Origin of the sequence: Pelomonas sp. Root1237 (genome assembly GCF_001425055.1) — a bacterium.
GTDB lineage: Bacteria > Pseudomonadota > Gammaproteobacteria > Burkholderiales > Burkholderiaceae_C > Pelomonas.
Map to the genome: position 1 here is coordinate 1 of NZ_LMDK01000017.1, position 16,826 is coordinate 16,826.

Sequence of the window (16,826 nt, forward strand, 5' to 3'; positions counted from 1 at the left end):
CTCTTCTCCGTCCAGACCATGGGCTTCTTCCGGGGCTTCTAAACCCCGAAAGCGTTACCCATGTCCTGGCACACCCGTTACCTATGTCCCCGGTCTATACAGTCGCTCAAAAAGAAGGTCGCCCGCCGGGGCGACGTCCCGGCATGGGCCTCACCCGGAGGCCAAATGGCTAATCAGCAAGAGCCCGTTGGCTGACGTGACCTCGCGGCTCCGTCGCGTTGCGAGGCGGGATTTGTTGGGATTCACTGCGTTCACCCAACCTACCCACTGCGAGGTCAGTCGTGCCATCCAAACTGCAACAGCCAACGACGGCTGCCACTACAGAAGATGAATCCTTGCCAGACTACCGCCCATCCCAACGCGATAGCCTCTCCTCCGACTTCGAACACATCGGCATTACCCACAACGTGGCTCAGATGCTCTAGAAAGCCAATAACGACGTTCCGCTGAACAAGGTCTCCTTGGGTCGACGGCGAATACGCCTGCACGAAGAACCACTGAAAAACGGCCGCTTCGACCGCACCGCGCCAAGGCGCCGCAACCGGCAGCAGTTCGATCTTCTTTGCTAAGTCTGATCGGTCAGAACCAAAGATTTCCCGAGCAATTGCCTCTTTCAGTTCCGCAGATTCCTCAAGGGCAGCGAGCGTGTATTGGCAAGCGTGATCACTGCCCTCGTTGAGGGCTGCGACTACCGCCAAATACCCGTTGCATGTCTCAATAGTCATCGCGCTTTCCTGGAGAAACCGCTGCCTTCAACACCAGTGCTTGTTCGGGGGCGCGGGCCGACAACAGCTGGCAAACGCGGCGCCACTAAGAGTTCAGGCCTCAGCCCCTCACCTCACCCTGCCCCAACACCACCCACTTCATCGACGTCAGCCCCTCCAGCCCCACCGGCCCGCGAGCGTGGAACTTGTCGGTGGAAATGCCGATCTCGGCACCCAGCCCATACTCAAAGCCATCCGCAAAGCGCGTGCTGGCATTGACCATCACGCTGGCCGAATCCACCTCGCGCAGGAATCGCATCGCGTTGGGATGATTCGTCGTCAGGATCGCATCCGTGTGATGCGAGCCATAGCGATTGATGTGGGCAATGGCTTCGTCAAGTGAATCGACCACCTTGATGCTGATGATGGGGGCGAGGTATTCGGTGGACCAGTCTTCCTCCGTCGCCGGCACCGCACCAGGCACCAAAGCCAAAGTCCGCAGGCAGCCGCGCATCTCCACGCCCTTGGCCTTGAAGATGGCCGCGATGCGCGGCAGGAAGGCTGGCGCCTGGGCCGCATGCACCAGCAGCGACTCGGTCGCGTTGCAGGGGCTGTACTTCTGCGTCTTGGCGTTGTCGACGACCTTGAGGGCCTGCTCCAGGTCCACCTCGGCGTCGACATAGCTGTGGCAGTTGCCGTCCAGATGCTTGATGACGGGCACCTTGGCCTCGGCAGAGATTCGCTCGATCAGCCCCTTGCCGCCGCGCGGAATGATGACGTCCACCCATTGCGGCGAGCTGATCAACAGTCCCACGGCGGCGCGGTCCGTCGTGTTGACGAGCTGCACGGCCGCGCGCGGCAGCCCGGCTTCCTCCAGTGATGCGGCCACCAGCTCGGCCAGGGCCAGGTTGGAGTGAATCGCCTCCGACCCGCCGCGCAGGATGCAGGCGTTGCCGCTCTTGATGGCCAGCGAAGCGGCCTCGATGGTCACGTTGGGTCGGCTCTCGTAGATCATGCCGAACACGCCCAGCGGCACGCGCATGTGGCCGACGCTGATGCCGGTCGGGCGGCGCTTCACGCCGGTGATCTCGCCGATGGGGTCGGGCATGGCGGCGATCTGCTCGCAGCCTTCGGCGACCGTCGCCAGCGTCTTGGCGTCGAGTTTCAGGCGGTCGCGCAACGGGCCGCTGAGCTCGGCGGCGCCAGCCAGGTCGCGGGCATTGGCGTCGGCGAGCGCCGGGCCGGCCTCGCGAAGGCGGCGGGCCAGGGCCAGCAGTGCGGCGTTCTTGGCGGCCGTCGGGGCGGCGGCCATTGCGGTGGCGGCGGCGCGGGCGGCGCGGCCGAGGTCGTCCATGTAGGCAGGCAGGCTCATGGCCGCCATTTTCGTCGACGACCCTCGACCTACAGCTTCGTAAGGTCTGGGCCGCCCTCCGCGCCGAACCAAGCCTTGCTCAACGCCTGGCGAGCGCTGTTCTCGGCGGCCGTGTCGCCGCGCTTCCTGTAGACCTCGGCCAGGGCCGCCAGCGCCCAGCCGTTGTTGCGCACGCGGGCCAGCGATTCCCGCAGGGCTTTCTCGGCCTCGTCCAGCCGGCCCTGGCGCAGGCGCACGGCGCCCAGGGACTGGCGCACCGGGTAGTACCAATAGGCCGGCTCGGTGTAGGCCAGGCCCTCCTCGATGGCGACGGCCTGCTCCAGTGCGGCGGCCGCGCCCGCCAGGTCGCCCTGGGCGTCGGCCAGGCGGGCCGTGGCGACGAGGCGGGCCGTCTGCGCGATGGCTTGAGCCGGAATGCCCCAGGCGTCGAAGGGTTTGAAGTCGGCGCCCTTCTCCAATGCCGTGATGGCGTCGATTTCAAGCCGGGCCGCGGCCGCATCGTGGCGGGCCGCCTGGGCCAGCGCGCGGGCGTAGTGGTACATGACGCGCACCAGCACCAGGTCGTCGGGCGGTGCGGCCAGCTTCAGGATGACGTCGGGCGGGCTGAACTGGGCGTGCGTCGTGTAAGGCGCGGCCTTGACGGGCTGCATGATGGGGAAGGCCTTGACGACGTCGACGGGCATGGACGCGTCGAGCTTGGCCGCCGCGTCGATGGCTGTCTTGGCCGCACCACCCATCTGGGCCGACACCATCAGGAAATGGATGTTGTGCGGGTAGTAGGCCGAGCGGTAGAGCGGGTCGGACGGCGAGCTCTTGAAATAGGCCTCGTCGACGGCGATGGCCTGGCGGTTGGCATCCAGTGACTCGCGGTACAGGCCGACGCGGTAGTAGATGTGGGCCGGCATGTGCACGATGTGGCCGGCACCGGGCATCTGCGCGACCAGGCGGCGCGCGGGCTCCAGCGCGCGCTCGGGCCGCGTCGAGGCCTCGACGGCATGGATGTAGAGGTGGATGGCGGCGGCATGGTTGGGGCGGCGCTTGAGCACGGTCTCCAGCGCCGCCACGATGTCGGCGGTGCGACCCTTGGGCTTTGCGCCGGCGGCCTCCCAGTAGTCCCAGGGCTGGGTGTCCATGGCGGCCTCGGCGTAGAGCACCTGCATCAGGTCCTCGCCGGGGAACTGGGCGACGACGCGCTTCATCGCGTCGGCATAGGCGGCGTCCAGCGCGCTGCGATCGGCCGGCGGCTCGGCCGCATAGCGCTTTTGCAGGGCTTCGACGAGGACGCGTTCGCGCGGCGGCAGCTTGTCCTTCAGCGCGACGGCGCGGGCGAGCGCAGCCCAGGCGGGCGCATTGGCCTCGGCCTGCATGGGCACGTTGATGTTGGGGCCCAGCACCAGCGCCTCGCCCCAGAAGCACAGGGCGCAGCCGGGGTCGAGCTTCTGCGCGGCCTGGAAGGCACGCTGCGCCTCGGCATGGTTGAAGGCAAAGGCCAGGCGCAGGCCCTGGTCGAAATAGGCCTGCACCTTGGGCGACGCATGCTCGAGCTTGAAGCTCATGCGCCCCAGATCCTTGTAGAGCGGCACGTCGCCCGGCGCAGCCTTCATGGGCGCGGGCTGGAAGGGCGCGGTCTCCGTCCTGGGCGTTGTGGTGGCTGAGGCCAGCAGGGCCTGCAGCAGCACGGGCCGACCGGCCACTGACGGGGCGCAGACGCCGCCGGGGCTGCTCAGCAGCGGGTCAAAGGCGGCGGCCGTATCGGCGCTGCCGGTCAGGGCAACGAGGCCCAGCGCGGCAAGGGCCTGCAGCAGGCGGGTGGCGGGGTGATGGCGTGACGGCATGCGACCTCCAGGCCCGGCAGGGGCCAGGAGGGGCATGCTCGCACCAGCGCCGCGCGGCCGCAATCAGGGCCGGGTCAGGGCAGTGGTTTGCCCTCGGCGTCGCGAACCTCGGGCTTGCGGCCAATCGCTTCCAGCTGCGGCACGATCTTGGCCTTGTCGCCCACCGCCACGACGATGAGCTGGGCTGGGTCGAGGTGCTGCTGGGCGGCCTTCAGCGCGGTGGCAGCGGTGACGGCACCGACCTTCTTCGGCAGCTCGGTGATCGCGTCCAGCGGCCGGCCCGCGGACCAATTGCCCGAGTAGCCGGCCACGACCGCGAGGTTGGTGTCGAACAGGCCGGGCAGCGACAGCAGCTGGGCGTTGCGCACGCGGCCCAGCTCGGCCGCGCCCATGGGCTTGGCGCGCATGCCCTCGATCTCCTTCCACATGTCGACCAGGGCCGGGCCGGTCACGTCGGTGCGCACGCTGCCGCGGATGCCGAACTGGCCGCGCTCGCGGCCCATGGTGTAGCCGGAATGGATGCCATAGGTGTAGCCCTTGACCTCGCGCAGCTGGTTGTTGATGCGCGACGTGAAGAGGCCACCCAGGGCCGCATTCATGACATTGATGGCGGCTGCATCGGGCGCGGCGGCGAAGGGGCCGGGCGAGACGACGGCCAGTGCGGTCTGCGGCGCGCCGGGCTTGTCGACGACGACGGTGCGCGCGGCGATGGGCCTGGACGCGGGCAGCGGCGCGGCGGCTGCAGCGGCGCCCTCGCCCTTCCAGGCGCCGAACAGCGGTTCGATCAGTGCCCGCAGCTCGGTCTCGGTCAGGTCACCGGCAACCACCAGGGCCGCGCGCTCGGGGCGGTAATGGGCCTGCCAGAAGGCACGCAGCGCAGCGCCATCCACGGCCTTGATGCTGGCCTCGGTGCCCAGCGCATTGGTGCTGAGCGGGTGGCCCTCGCCATAGGTCACGCGGTTGCCGACTGCATTGGCCAGCAGCGGTGCCTGCTCGCGCATCTGGGCCAGGGCGGCCAGGCGCTGCGCCTTCTGGCGCTCGATCTCGGGCGCCGCAAAGGCGGGGTTCAGGGCCAGGTCGGCCAGCAGCCCCAGGCCTTCCTTGGCACTGGCCTTGAGGCCGGAGAAGTCGATGCGCGCCTCCTCGCTGCCGGCCTGGGCGTTCAGCGTGGCGCCCAGGACCGCGGCAGCTTCGGCAATCTGCTGGGCGCTGCGCGTCTTGGTGCCCTCGGGCAGCATGGCGGCGGTGAAGCCGGCCAGGCCAGGCTTGTCCGCCGGGTTGGCGCCCTGGCCGGCACGCACCACCAGGGCGGCGCTCACCAGCGGCAGGCCGGGCTTGGGCGAGTAGATGACGGTCAGGCCGTTGGCCAGCGTGAAGCTCTGCGCGGCCGGCAGCGTCAGCGCCTTGGCCTTGGCGGCACCCGGCGGCTTGGCGCGCCAAGCCTCTGCCGCGTTCAGCGACTCGCGCTCACCCTTGGCGGCCTTGGTGGGCGCCGGCGGCGTGGCCACCTCGGGCGGCAGCACCTGCTCGCCAGGCTTCGCTTGCACGACGACGCGGTGGTCCTTCTTGAGCCATTGCGTGACGGTGGCACTGACGTTGGCCTGGCCCAGTTGCCCATAGCGCGCCAGGTCCTTGCCGACAAAGCCGGGGTCGCCGGCCATCTGGTTGTAGTGGTTGATGAGGTCGGCCAGCGACGTCACCTTTTCCATGCGCTGCAGCAGCTGGGTCTGGATGGTGGCGCGGGCCTGGCCCAGTTCGGCCTCCGTGGGCGGCGTGGTGGCCAGTTTGGCGATCTCCGCGTCGACCAGCTTCTCGATCTCGTCCAGCGACGCGCCAGGGCGGGCGACGATCTCGATGTTGAAGATCGAGCTCAGCGACTGCGAGTCCTGCCCCACCTGCACGCTCTGGGCGAGCTGCTTGTCGCGCACCAGCAGGCCGTACAGGCGGCTGGCCTTGCCACCACCCAGCACATGAGCAGCGACGTCCAGCTCGGCGTCACCGGCGGCGAACATGGGCGGCGTGTGCCAGGCGAGGTTCAGGCGCGACAGCTCGATGCGGTCGGTCACGACGAGGCGGCGCTCCTTCGTGATCTCGGGCATGGCGACCTTGACCTCGGGCACCTTGGCGCCGGCCTTCAGCGAGCCGAAATACTTCTGCACCAGGGCCTTGGCCTGCTTGGGGTCGAAGTCGCCGGCCAGCACCAGGGTGGCGTTGTTGGGCCGGTAGTAGGTGCGGGCAAAGTCCTTGACGTCCTTGAGCTGGATGCCCTGGATGTCGGCATGCGAGCCGATGACGGCGGCGCGGTAGGGGTGGCCTTCGGGGTAGAGGGCCTGGTACATCGCCTCCTCGACGATGCCGTAGGGCCGGTTCTCGAAGCTCTGGCGGCGCTCGTTGCGCACCACGTCCTGCTGGTTGGCCAGGGACACCGAATCGACCTCGTCGATCATGTAGCCCAGCATGTCGGCCTTCAGCCACAGGCCGAGTTCGAGCTGGTTGGACGGCAGCGTGAAGAAGTAGTTGGTGCGGTCGAAGTTGGTCGAGCCATTGCTGTCGGTGCCGCCGGCGGCGTCGACGAATTTGTCGAATTCGCCGCGCGGGATGTGCTTGCTGCCGGCGAACATCAGGTGCTCGAATAGGTGGGCAAAGCCGGTCTGGCCTTTGGCCTCGTTGCGCGGGCCGGCATGCACCCACAGGTTGAAGGCCACCAGCGGCAGGCGGTGGTCCTCGACGAGGATGACCTCGAAGCCATTGGCCAGGGTGAGCTTCTCCTGGCGCACGGCGAGCTGGCCGGCCTCGGTGTTGACCGCACCCTTCATCGCGGATTCAGGGGCGGCGCCCGCGGGCAGGGCGGCCGAGAGGGCGCCGGCCAGGGCCAGCAGCGCGACGAGACGGCGGGGGGCGGGAGCTTTCATTCGTATCGGTCCTCGAAGGGCAATGCGGGATTGGGCGACGTGTTCAACGCGGTGCGGAAGTGCCGGGAGTCACCATGAGCCTACCAAGGCGACAGCCAGGCGAGCAGTGCCAGCCAAAGTGGCGCCGTGGCGACGTAAAGGATGGTGGAAACGACGGTGGCGGCCGTGACCTCGGCCTCCAGCGCCCGGTAGCGCTGCGCGAAGATCAGCGCGTTGGAGCCGGTCGGCAGCGCCGCAATCATGACGATGACGGCCAGCGGCATGCCGTTCAGCCCCAGGCCCCAATGCGCGACGCCCAGCACCACGGCCGGCATCAGCAGCAGCTTGGCCAGCACCAGCCCGGCCAGGCCGCGCCAGGTGCGTGGCCAGCCGTAATAGGCCAGCGACATGCCGATCAGCGTCAGGCACAGCGGCACGACGGCCGTGCCCAGGCTTTGCAGCGCCTCATCGGCCACGGCGGGCAGGGTGAGGCCGGTCGCGTTCCAGGCCAGGCCGGCCAGCACCGGCAGCACGACGGGATGGATGACGGTGTTGCGCACGGTCTGCAGCAGCGTGCCGGCCAGGTTCCCGCTGCTGCGCTCGCGCGCCAGGTCGAGCTCGACGATGGCGGTCAGCAGCGTGAGTATCGACAGCGCATGCAGGCTCACCACGGCGATGTGGATGGCCAGGCCCTTCTCGCCGAACACGCCGGCCGCGACCGGCAGGCCCACCTGCAGCGTGTTGCCAAAGCCTGCGGTGATGGCCCTGACACTGGGCGCGACGACGTTCTCACCCGGCTTGCGCAGGCCGCGGTACAGCACGTAGAGCAGCGCGATCAGCACCAGCACCGGCACGAAGAAGGCGAACAGGAAGGCCCAGGGCAGCGCCGCCGTATCCAGCCGCGCCGTGGTACGGAACAGCAGGGCCGGCACGAAGATGTAGAAGGCCGCATTGGCCAGCACGCGGGCCGGGTCGCTGTCACTGCCCGCCTCGCCACCGCCCAGCCAGCGCATGCGGCCGACGGCCCAGCCGATGGCCACCGCAACCAATATCGCCAGCAGCTTCGCCGCAATTGCCCAGGTCATTCAGGCCCCTCGCCTGGTCTCGCCGCGCTGAACGCCGGCGCGCCCAATCGGTCTTGCAGACCGCGCTGCGGCAAATGCCGCAGCTCTTCGGCAGGCACATCGCGTCCACTGGACGCAATGTGTCCGGCCAAAGCCCCCGAGGGGACGGTGATGCTTGCCGGATCGACCGGCAAGCACATCGCCAAGGCGGGCCGGCTCGGGAGCGGCCCAGCGCTCGGCCCGAAATGCGTCAAAGAAGCTCACGCCAGAGGAAGACGAAGTTCGAACACAAAGCTGCTGCCCTGCCCCGCCGTGCTCTGCACCAGGATCTGGCTGCCCATCAGGCGCACCAGCTGCTGGCTGATGGACAGGCCCAGGCCCGTGCCGCCGAGGTGGCGCGAGGCGTCGGACACCTGCTCGAAGGCCTGGAAGAGCCGCGCCTGCTGGGCCGGTGTCATGCCGATGCCGGTGTCGCTGACCTCGAAGCGCAGCCGCGTGTGCCTGGCATCGAGCTCGACGACGCGCGCGTCGAGCTGCACGCTGCCGCTGTCGGTGAACTTGACGGCGTTGGACAGTAGGTTGAGCAGCACCTGGCGCAGGCGCTGGCCGTCGGCGATGACCTGGGTCGGCAGGCGGGCGTCGATGTCCAGCCAGAAGGCCAGGCCCTTCTGCTCGGCGCGCAGGCGCACGCTGTCGCAGGCCATGTCGACGAGGGCGCGCAGGTCCACGGACGCCGGCTTGAGCGAGACCTTGCCGGCCTCGATGCTGGCCATGTCCAGCACGTCGTTGATGAGCTCCAGCAGATGCAGGCCGGAGTCACGCATCAACTGCAGCTTGGCCTGCTGGCCGGCGGGAATGGCGGCATCCATCTGCATCAGCTGCGTGAAGCCCAGGATGGCATTCAGCGGCGTGCGGAACTCGTGGCTCATGGTCGCCAGGAAACGGCCCTTGGCCTGGTTGGCGCTTTCGGCGCGCAGCTTGGCCTCGCTGAGTTCGGCGGTGCGCTCGTTGACGAGTTCTTCGAGGTGGTCGCGGTGGCGGGTCAACTCGGCCTCGGCCTGGCGGCGCAGCGAGATGTCGCTGACCATGCCCTCGATGCGACGCTGGCCGCTCTCGCCCTCAACCCAATGCGCGTTCAGCTCGACCCACAACGGCCGGCCACCCGCGCCGCGGAGCTGCAGCTGGCATTGCTGGATCTTGCCCTGCTCGTTCATGACGGCGGCGACGCGCTGCATCTCATGCCGGTCAATGCCGGACAGCTCGCGCAGCCGCCGCCCGACGGGGCTTTGCGAACCCAGGCCCAGCATCTGCGTGAAGGCGCGGTTCATGCTGAGCACGCGGCCATCGGCGTCGGCCTGGAAGACGCCCTCGGTCGCGTTCTCGAACAGGCTGCGGTAGCGCGCCTCGCTGGCGCGCAGGCCTTCGGAGCTGAGCTGCACCTGGTCGGCCGCGCTGCGCAGCTTCAGGCTCATGGCGTTGAAGCGCATCGTCAGCTCGCCGATCTCGTCGCCGCGCTCCACGGTCTCCTGCGCCCCGAGGTCGCCCTTGGCAACGCGCTGGGCCAGCGCGCCCAGCTTCAGCACCGGCCGGCGCACCAGCCATTGCACGAGCAGGGAGCTGGCGATGACGATGCCGATGACGACGACGGCCAGCAGCTCGACGACGAAGAGGCGGGTGCGGCTGATCTGCTCGTCGATGAGATCACGCGTGACGGTGAGAACGGCCGAGGCGACCTGGGTGCCGGCCGTGTCAGCCGCGGGCTGGTAGGTGATGGCGAACTCGCGTCGCAGCGGCCCCACGGCCGGGGTGTCGCGGCCGCGCCGCGCCTGGCCGCCGCGCAGGCCCAGGCCCTTGAGCTCGATGGCATGCACCTCGGGGTCGGCCATGACGGCGTCGAGCAGGTTCTCGATGGCGACATGGTCTAGGTTCCAGATCGGGCCCGCGAAACCGCGCTCGATGAGGCCAGCCATGCGCGCCTCGCGCTGGCGCAGGCCGGCCATCAGCTCGGCCTCTTCATGTGTCGTCCAGTACCAGCCCACCGCCAGCACCAGCAGGCTCGCAACCAGCGCAATGCCGGCCGTCAGGCGCGTCTGTATGCCGATGCTGATCGGTGCCAACGCCATCCCCTCTCCCCCGGTGCAGCCTTGTCAGGCCATGCGGCGAGCATAAATGCTGTGGCGCCGCGAATTTCCTGCCCGCTCAGCTCTTGGCCGCCGTCTTCTTGGCTGCCACCTTCTTGGCAGCAGGCGCCTTGGCAGCGCGCGGCTCGAACTCGAAGATGACCTTGCCTTCCTTCTTGTCATAGGCCAGGAAGGCCTTGAACTTGCGGCGCGTCTTGTTGGAGACGAAGTTTTCCAGCAGGTCGGTCTTGCCGTTGGCCAGCAGCTTGTGCACCTGGGCCGGCTCGATGGGCTGGGTCAGGATGACCTTGCCGGTCTTGAAGTCGCAGGTGACGGTGGCACCGACCGAATGCTCACAGACGTAGTTGGCGCCGTGCTCGTAGACGTGGCCCTTGCACTTGGGGCAGGCCCCGAGCGAGTTCTGGCCGGAAAAGTCCACCGGTTCGCCATCGCCCTCGGCCTTCTTGGCGTCCTCGCCGAAGTCGAATTCCAGCTTCCAGTTGGCGATCTCCTCGTCATAGACCAGCGCCAGCTCGGCCGTGAAGGGCCAGCCCGCCTTGGAGCGGAAGCCTTCCAGCGGGCCGATCTTCTTGTTCGCCAGGAAGGTCTCGACCTCGTTCAGCTCAAAGCTGCGGCCGCCCGGGATCTTGCCGATGGAGAAGCCGCAGGCGTCCTCACCCGTGCCGCTCTTGCCGGTGCAGGTGAAGCGCCGATAGTTCTCTTTCACGATGCCGCCGCACTTGGGGCAGGGCGTCTTCAGCGTCGCATAGTCGCCGGGGATGGTGTCGCGGTCATAGCCCTTGGCCTTGGCGACCATCTTCTCGGTCATGGCCGCGATCTCGGCCATGAAGACCTCGCGCTTCAGGCGCCCCTTCTCCATCTCGGCCAGCTTGTATTCCCAGTCGCCGGTCAGTTCGGGCTTGGTCAGGTCCTCCACGTCCAGGCCGCGCAGCAGCGTCATCAGCTGGAAGGCCTTGGCGGTCGGGATCAGCTCGCGGCCCTCGCGCAGCATGTACTTCTCGCTGATCAGGCCTTCGATGGTGGCCGCGCGCGTGGCTGGCGTGCCCAGGCCCTTCTCGGCCATGGCCTCGCGCAGCTCGTCGTCGTCGATGAGCTTGCCGGCGCCTTCCATGGCGGACAGCAGCGTCGCTTCGGTGTAGCGCGCCGGCGGCTTGGTCTGCAGCGCCTTCACGTCCACGCTCTCGGTGCGCACGACTTCGTTGGCCTGCACCGGCACGAGGTTAGCGTCCTCGTCGTCCACGTCCTTGCCGTAGACGGCCAGCCAGCCCGGCTTGACCAGCACCTTGCCGTTGGTCTGGAAATGGTGCTTGTTGTCGATTTTCGAGATACGCGTCGTGACCAGGAACTCGGCCGGCGGGAAGAACACCGCCAGGAAGCGCTTGACGACCATGTCGTAGAGCTTGGCCTCGATCTCGGTCAGGGCCTTGGGCGCCTGCAGCGTCGGGATGATGGCGAAGTGATCCGACACCTTGGCGTTGTCGAAGACCTTCTTCGTCGGCTTGATATAGCCCTCCTTCAGCGACGTGGCGGCATGCTGGGACAGCGCGGCCAGCGGGCCGGGCAGGTCCTCGGTCGCCAGCATCTTGGCCGTGTCCTTGGCCACGGCCACGTAGTCCTCGGGCAGGAAGCGCGAGTCCGTCCGCGGGTAGGTCAGCACCTTGTGCTTCTCGTACAGCGCCTGGGCGATGGACAGCGTCGTCTTGGCCGAGAAGCCGAAGCGCGAATTGGCCTCGCGCTGCAGCGTCGTCAGGTCGTAGAGGCCGCCGCAGCTCGTGGTGCTGGGCTTGCTTTCCTCGGTGACGACGGCGGGCTTGCCGAGCACCGCCTTGGCGATCTCGTCGGCCTCTCCTTGAGTCCAGAGCCGGTCGGCCCGGCGCTCCAGGTCGTCGTTCTTCTTCCACGCGGGGTCGAACCACTTGCCTTCGTACTGGCCGGCCTGGGCGTCGAAGTTGGCGCGCAGCTCCCAGTAGTCGCGGGCGACGTGCTTGCGGATCTTTTCCTCGCGCTCGACAACGACCGACAGCGTCGGCGTCTGCACGCGGCCCACCGTGGTCAGGAAGAAGCCGCCGTCGCGCGAGTTGAAGGCCGTCATGGCCCGCGTGCCGTTGATGCCCACCAGCCAGTCGGCCTCGGAGCGGCAGCGCGCCGCGTCGGCCAGCGGCAGCATCTGCGCGTCGCTGCGCAGCTTCTCGAAGCCCTCGCGGATGGCGGCGGGCGTCATGGACTGCAGCCACAGCCGCTCGATGGGCTTGTTGAGCTTGCCCTTGGCCGGCTGGGCGTACTGCTCGATAAGCCGGAAGATCAGCTCACCCTCGCGGCCCGCGTCGCAGGCGTTGATCAGCGCCGTCACGTCCTTGCGGCGGATCAGCTTGGCCAGCGCGTTGAGCCGACCCTTGTTCTTGTCGATCGGGTTGAGGTCGAAATGCGGCGGGATGACGGGGAGGTTGTTGAAGCTCCACTTGCCGCGCTTGACGTCGAACTCCTCGGGCGCCGCGATCTCCACCAGGTGGCCGACGGCCGAGCTGACGACGTACTGCTCGTTCTCGAAGTGGTCGTCGTGCTTGTCGAACTTGCCCGCCACGGGTGTCAGCGCGCGGACGATGTCCTGCGCGACGGAGGGCTTCTCGGCAATGATCAGAGTCTTGCTCATCGGTCTTTCAATCAGTTGTCAGTTCGTCTTCCCGGGCCGAGCGCCGGGCCGTTCCCAAGCCGGCCCGCCGGGCGATGTGCACGCGGCTCGAAGCCGCGTGTATCGCCGTCCCCTCGGGGGACCGGCCAAGGTAGTCCTTGGACGAGGGGTCTCATTCTTGCTGCCTACAATCCGGGCCTCGCGCGCACGCCTACGCACACGCGCACCCATGAAATCACCGTACCACAGCGCCGATGACCGCCAAATCCCCGCGTCCTGCCCCGCGCCGCAAGATCGAAGTCCGTGATTCCGGCGTGCATGGCCGGGGGGTTTATGCAGCAGCTCCCATCGCCGCCGGTGCCCGCATCATCGAGTACACCGGCGAGCGCATCACCTGGGAGCAGGCGGTTGACCGCCATCCGCACGACCCGGCCCAGCCCAACCACACCTTCTACTTCCACCTCGACGGCGGCCTCGTCATCGATGCGCTGTATGGCGGCAATGACGCGCGCTGGATCAACCACGCCTGCGAGCCCAACTGCGAAGCCGACGAGGTCGATGGCCGCGTCTTCATCCAGGCCCTGCGCGATCTGGAGCCCGGCGAGGAGCTGTTCTATGACTACGGCCTGGTGCTGGACGACCGCCACACGGCCAAGGTCAAGAAACAGTTCGCCTGCTGGTGCGGCGCGCTGACCTGCCGCGGCACCATGCTCGCCCCCAAAACCCGCAAGTCGGGGCGCTGACCTGATGGAACGGCGCCACCTCGCCGAATGCGGCTCGACCAACACCGAGGCGCTGGCGCATCTGCGTGAGGGCGGCGGGGCGCTGCTGGTTTCGGCCTCGCGCCAGACCGCGGGTCGTGGGCGCCTGGGCCGGGCTTGGCTGACTGAACAGGGGGGGGATGACGCCGCGCTGACTTTCTCCATCGCCTTGCCACTGCCGGCCGCGCTTCACCTGAGCGGCCTGTCCCTCGCCGTGGGTTGCACGGTGGCCGATGCGCTGGACCCGGCGGGCCGGCACATCCAGCTCAAATGGCCCAACGACCTCTTCCTGGATGGCGCCAAGCTCGGCGGCATCCTCATCGAAACCGTGCCGTTGCCGGCGGACCAGCGCGGCGTCGTCATCGGCATCGGCCTCAACCTGCGGCCCTTGCCCGAAGGCGCCGACCGCGCCGCCTTTGCCAGCGGCCACGCGGCGCTGCAGACGCTGGACCCGGCCGCCACCACGCATGCCACGCTGGACCGTCTGGCTCCTGCGCTGCGTGGCATGCTGGCTGATTTTGAAACTCTGGGCTTTGCGCCCTGGCAGGCGGCATTCGCGCGCCGCGACCTCGCGGGCGGCCAGCGTGTGCGCGTCGGCGAGCAGGCCGGCACCGCACGCGGCGTCAGCGAGCGTGGTGAACTGCTGCTGGAAACCGCCGCTGGCCTGCTGCCGATCAGCGGAGGCGAACTGAGTCTCAGATTGGAGAAATCGCTGTGATGCGCGTGGTCGTGCTGGTACTGCTGGCGGTGAACGCCCTCTTCCTTATCTGGTCGCGAGGCTGGCTGGACACCGTCACGGGCCTGCCGGCCGAGGGCGGCCGCGAGCCGCAGCGCGTCAAGGCCCAGCAGCATCCCGAACGCATCCAGCCCCTGGCCGCCAGTGCGGCCGCCGTCGCCGCCCAGCGCAGCTGCCTGGAACTGGGCCCGCTCGATGGCGATGCGGCCCTCGCCGCCGCCCAGGCCGCTTTGAAGGCTGCCGGTGCTGAGGCCCAGGTGCGCAGCAGCGAGCAGCCGGGCGTGTGGGTGGTGGCGACCATCAAGCTCGCCGACCCCGAGTTCCGCGCCCGCAAGGAAGCCACCTACAAGCAGCTGCGCATCAACTTCGAACCGCTGGACGGCCTGCCCGCCGAGCAACCGGCCTTCGTGCTCAGCAAGCACCCCAGCCAGGCCGAGGCGAACGCCCAGGCCGAGAACTTCGACAAACGCGGCCTCAAGGGCCTGCGCGTGCTGACGCTGAAGGCGCCGCTGGCTCGCCACAGCCTGGTCATCAATCAGGCCGACGGCCTGCTCGCGGCCCGGCTCAAGGCGTCCAAGGACGCGGCCCTGGCCGTCGGTTTCAAGGCCTGCAGTGCGGCGCCCGCCGCAGCCGCATCAGCGGCCAGCAGCTGAGCGTCGCAGCGCCAACGCCGCCAGCAACAGACCAGCCAGCCAGGCCGCGCTGGCTGCGCCGCCGCCGCCACCACCCGACGAGCCGCTCGACGAAGACGCTGCCGCGACGCTGATCGTCGCCGACTGGCTATAGACGACACCGGCGTTGTCGGTCAGGTCGGCGCGCACCGTGAAGCTGCCGGCCGCCGTCGGCGTGATCGTCGCCGTGGCCGTGCTGGCACCGGAGGCAAAGGCCGTCACGATGCCGCCGCCATCGACCAGCACCCAGGCCGTGGAGGCGACCGAGCGGTCCCCGGGCAGGCCGGTGGCCGTGGCGGTCAGTGTCAGCGTCTGGCCAGCGGTCAGGCCGCTCGCCGGGCTTGGCGTGATGGTCACCGTCGTGCCGTTCAGCGCCTGGGTCGCGGCCACGGCCGCAGCGGCGTCCACCATGCCGGCGCCGCAGGTGCTGGTCGTGCAGTAGCACTCGTCCTGCGCCGTGGCACTGGGTGCCTTGCATTGCGGCGGGTTGCCATCCGCGGCGCTGCCGCCCCCGCTTGTCGGGAAGGGGCGCGCCGTGCTCTTGAGGATCTGCGTCGCCTCGGCCGAGGTCAGACCCGGCCGAACCGAGGCCATCAGCCCGACGATGCCACTGACGATGGGTGCCGAGAAGCTCGTGCCCACCGAGGCGCCGCTGCCGGTGTAGGTGTCTGCGCCCGCCACCGGCGTCGTCGTGCCCGAGTTGGTCGTGCTGACCATGGGATAGAGGCAGGCTTGGTTGGTCAGCGTGTTGATGCAGTTGCCGCCCGGCGCGGCGATCGTCACTTCGGAGCCTAGGCTGGAGAAGCCGACCTTGGTGCCGACATGACGCAGCGCCGCCACCGTGATGACGCCGAGGCAGTTGCCCGGCAGGCCGACGGCCTGGCCTTCGGAATTGCCGGCCGCGACGACGATGGTGGCGCCGGCCGCGTTGACCTGGCTGATGACGTCGCGGTAGAGGGCGCCCGTGCCCGTGGCGCCACAGGTCCCGCTGCCGCCCAGGCTCATATTGAGCACCTTGGCCTTGTTCGCATTGGCCGGCAAGCCCGGCACGGCAATGCCGGCAGCCCACTTCATGCCAGCCATGATGTCGCTGTCATAACCGCCGCATTTGCCCAGCACACGCACGGGCAGGATCTTCAGGCCCCAGCCGACGCCGGCCATGCCCAAGCCATTGTTGCTGCTGGCAGCGATCAGGCCGGACACACGGGTGCCGTGCCAGGAGCTGTTGCCGATGTCGCTGCTGTCGCAGCCACTGCCCAGGGCGCCGCCGTTGATATCGGTCTGGCTGACCCAGTCGCCCGGGTCGGACGGGTCGTTGTCAGCACCGCCACCATCATTGGCGATGGCAATCGACGTCGCTTGCTGGCTGTTGCCGGCGCTGCCGAAGCCGATCATGTCGTAGCCGCTGACGAATTGACCCGACAGGTCGGGGTGATCCAGGCGCACGCCGGTGTCCAGCACGGCGACTATCGTTGTGGCGGTGCCGGTCGTGGTGTCCCACGCTGCCGGCGCATTGATGCTGGAGACAACCTGGCCCGGCGTGGCGCTGGGCTTCTTCAAATACCACTGGTCGATGGTGCGGGCCTGCACACCACCGACGGTCGATTCAGGGTTCACGTCCGCGCCACCGAACAGCGGGTCGTTGGGGAGGCGGGCATGCTTGCGGCGTTGGTCGACGACCACCAGCTCGACCTCGGCATCGGTGGCCAGCTTCTTTGCCAGCGCGGCACCGGTCATGCCCTTGGCGATGACCACATGGGTGCGCTCGTCCAGGCTGATGCCGGCCGCCAGCCGCTGGCCGCTGCGCAGGCCCAGGGCCGTCGCGCGCGTCTGCGCCACCTCGCGCGCCTCGGCCCGGGTGGCCCGCAAGGCCAGGGCCTTGGCGCGCACGCTGTCGGCCTGGGGCTTGAAGCGCACGATGACGCGGGCTTCGGTGTCTGGCGTCTGGGCCAGCACGGGCGCGGCCATCACGGTCAGGGCGGCGATCAGCAGCGGACGCAAGGACTTCATGACGGCGAGCTC

General features: G+C 68.6%; 11 protein-coding genes. 3 read left to right on the forward strand and 8 right to left on the reverse strand.

Translation table 11 applies throughout. The features are described from left to right. Positions 1 to 275 precede the first annotated feature (275 nt). The 7 genes from ASC91_RS29530 to ASC91_RS17920 all read right to left on the reverse strand — a co-directional run bounded on the left by ASC91_RS29530 (position 276) and on the right by ASC91_RS17920 (position 12,657). Entirely contained in the window at positions 276 to 725 is a 450-nt protein-coding gene (locus ASC91_RS29530) for a hypothetical protein (protein ID WP_157281773.1), read from the reverse strand. Between the two features lie 100 nt (positions 726 to 825). Next, positions 826 to 2,085, reverse strand: coding sequence for a glutamate-5-semialdehyde dehydrogenase (locus ASC91_RS17895; RefSeq protein ID WP_056199759.1), 1,260 nt, complete (start codon positions 2,083 to 2,085; stop codon positions 826 to 828). Positions 2,086 to 2,105: 20 nt separating this feature from the next. Then, positions 2,106 to 3,911 (reverse strand): tetratricopeptide repeat protein, encoded by a 1,806-nt coding sequence (locus tag ASC91_RS17900; protein WP_082532791.1) that lies wholly within the window; start codon positions 3,909 to 3,911, stop codon positions 2,106 to 2,108. 74 nt (positions 3,912 to 3,985) lie between these two features. Beyond that, a complete protein-coding gene (locus ASC91_RS17905; protein WP_056199761.1) occupies positions 3,986 to 6,823 on the reverse strand; it encodes a pitrilysin family protein in 2,838 nt (945 codons plus the stop codon). An 80-nt stretch (positions 6,824 to 6,903) separates the two neighbouring features. Beyond that, positions 6,904 to 7,887 carry an AEC family transporter gene (locus ASC91_RS17910; protein WP_056199765.1) on the reverse strand — a complete coding sequence of 328 codons (984 nt, stop codon included), beginning with the start codon at positions 7,885 to 7,887 and terminating at the stop codon, positions 6,904 to 6,906. A 239-nt stretch (positions 7,888 to 8,126) separates the two neighbouring features. Next, a complete protein-coding gene (locus ASC91_RS17915) occupies positions 8,127 to 9,989 on the reverse strand; it encodes an ATP-binding protein (protein ID WP_056199767.1) in 1,863 nt (620 codons plus the stop codon). Positions 9,990 to 10,065: 76 nt separating this feature from the next. Next, positions 10,066 to 12,657: a DNA topoisomerase III gene (locus ASC91_RS17920; RefSeq protein WP_056199770.1), complete on the reverse strand. Its 2,592-nt coding sequence runs from the start codon at positions 12,655 to 12,657 to the stop codon at positions 10,066 to 10,068. Between the two features lie 233 nt (positions 12,658 to 12,890). Between ASC91_RS17920 and ASC91_RS17925 the strand changes: the two genes are divergently transcribed. From ASC91_RS17925 to ASC91_RS17935, 3 genes are read left to right on the forward strand one after another with little or no spacing between them, the layout of a single operon-like run. Then, positions 12,891 to 13,379, forward strand: coding sequence for an SET domain-containing protein (locus ASC91_RS17925; RefSeq protein WP_056199773.1), 489 nt, complete (start codon positions 12,891 to 12,893; stop codon positions 13,377 to 13,379). Positions 13,380 to 13,383: 4 nt separating this feature from the next. After that, positions 13,384 to 14,115 carry a biotin--[acetyl-CoA-carboxylase] ligase gene (locus ASC91_RS17930; protein WP_056199775.1) on the forward strand — a complete coding sequence of 244 codons (732 nt, stop codon included), beginning with the start codon at positions 13,384 to 13,386 and terminating at the stop codon, positions 14,113 to 14,115. Next, positions 14,115 to 14,786, forward strand: a complete 672-nt coding sequence (locus tag ASC91_RS17935; RefSeq protein ID WP_056199777.1) for a hypothetical protein — start codon at positions 14,115 to 14,117, stop codon at positions 14,784 to 14,786. The genes ASC91_RS17930 and ASC91_RS17935 overlap by 1 nt, the downstream gene beginning before the upstream one ends. Here ASC91_RS17935 and ASC91_RS17940 read toward each other — a convergent pair. Continuing rightward, on the reverse strand, positions 14,769 to 16,814 hold the full coding sequence (locus ASC91_RS17940; protein WP_056199780.1) for a S8 family peptidase: 2,046 nt from the start codon (positions 16,812 to 16,814) through the stop codon (positions 14,769 to 14,771). The genes ASC91_RS17935 and ASC91_RS17940 overlap by 18 nt on opposite strands. Positions 16,815 to 16,826 lie beyond the last annotated feature (12 nt).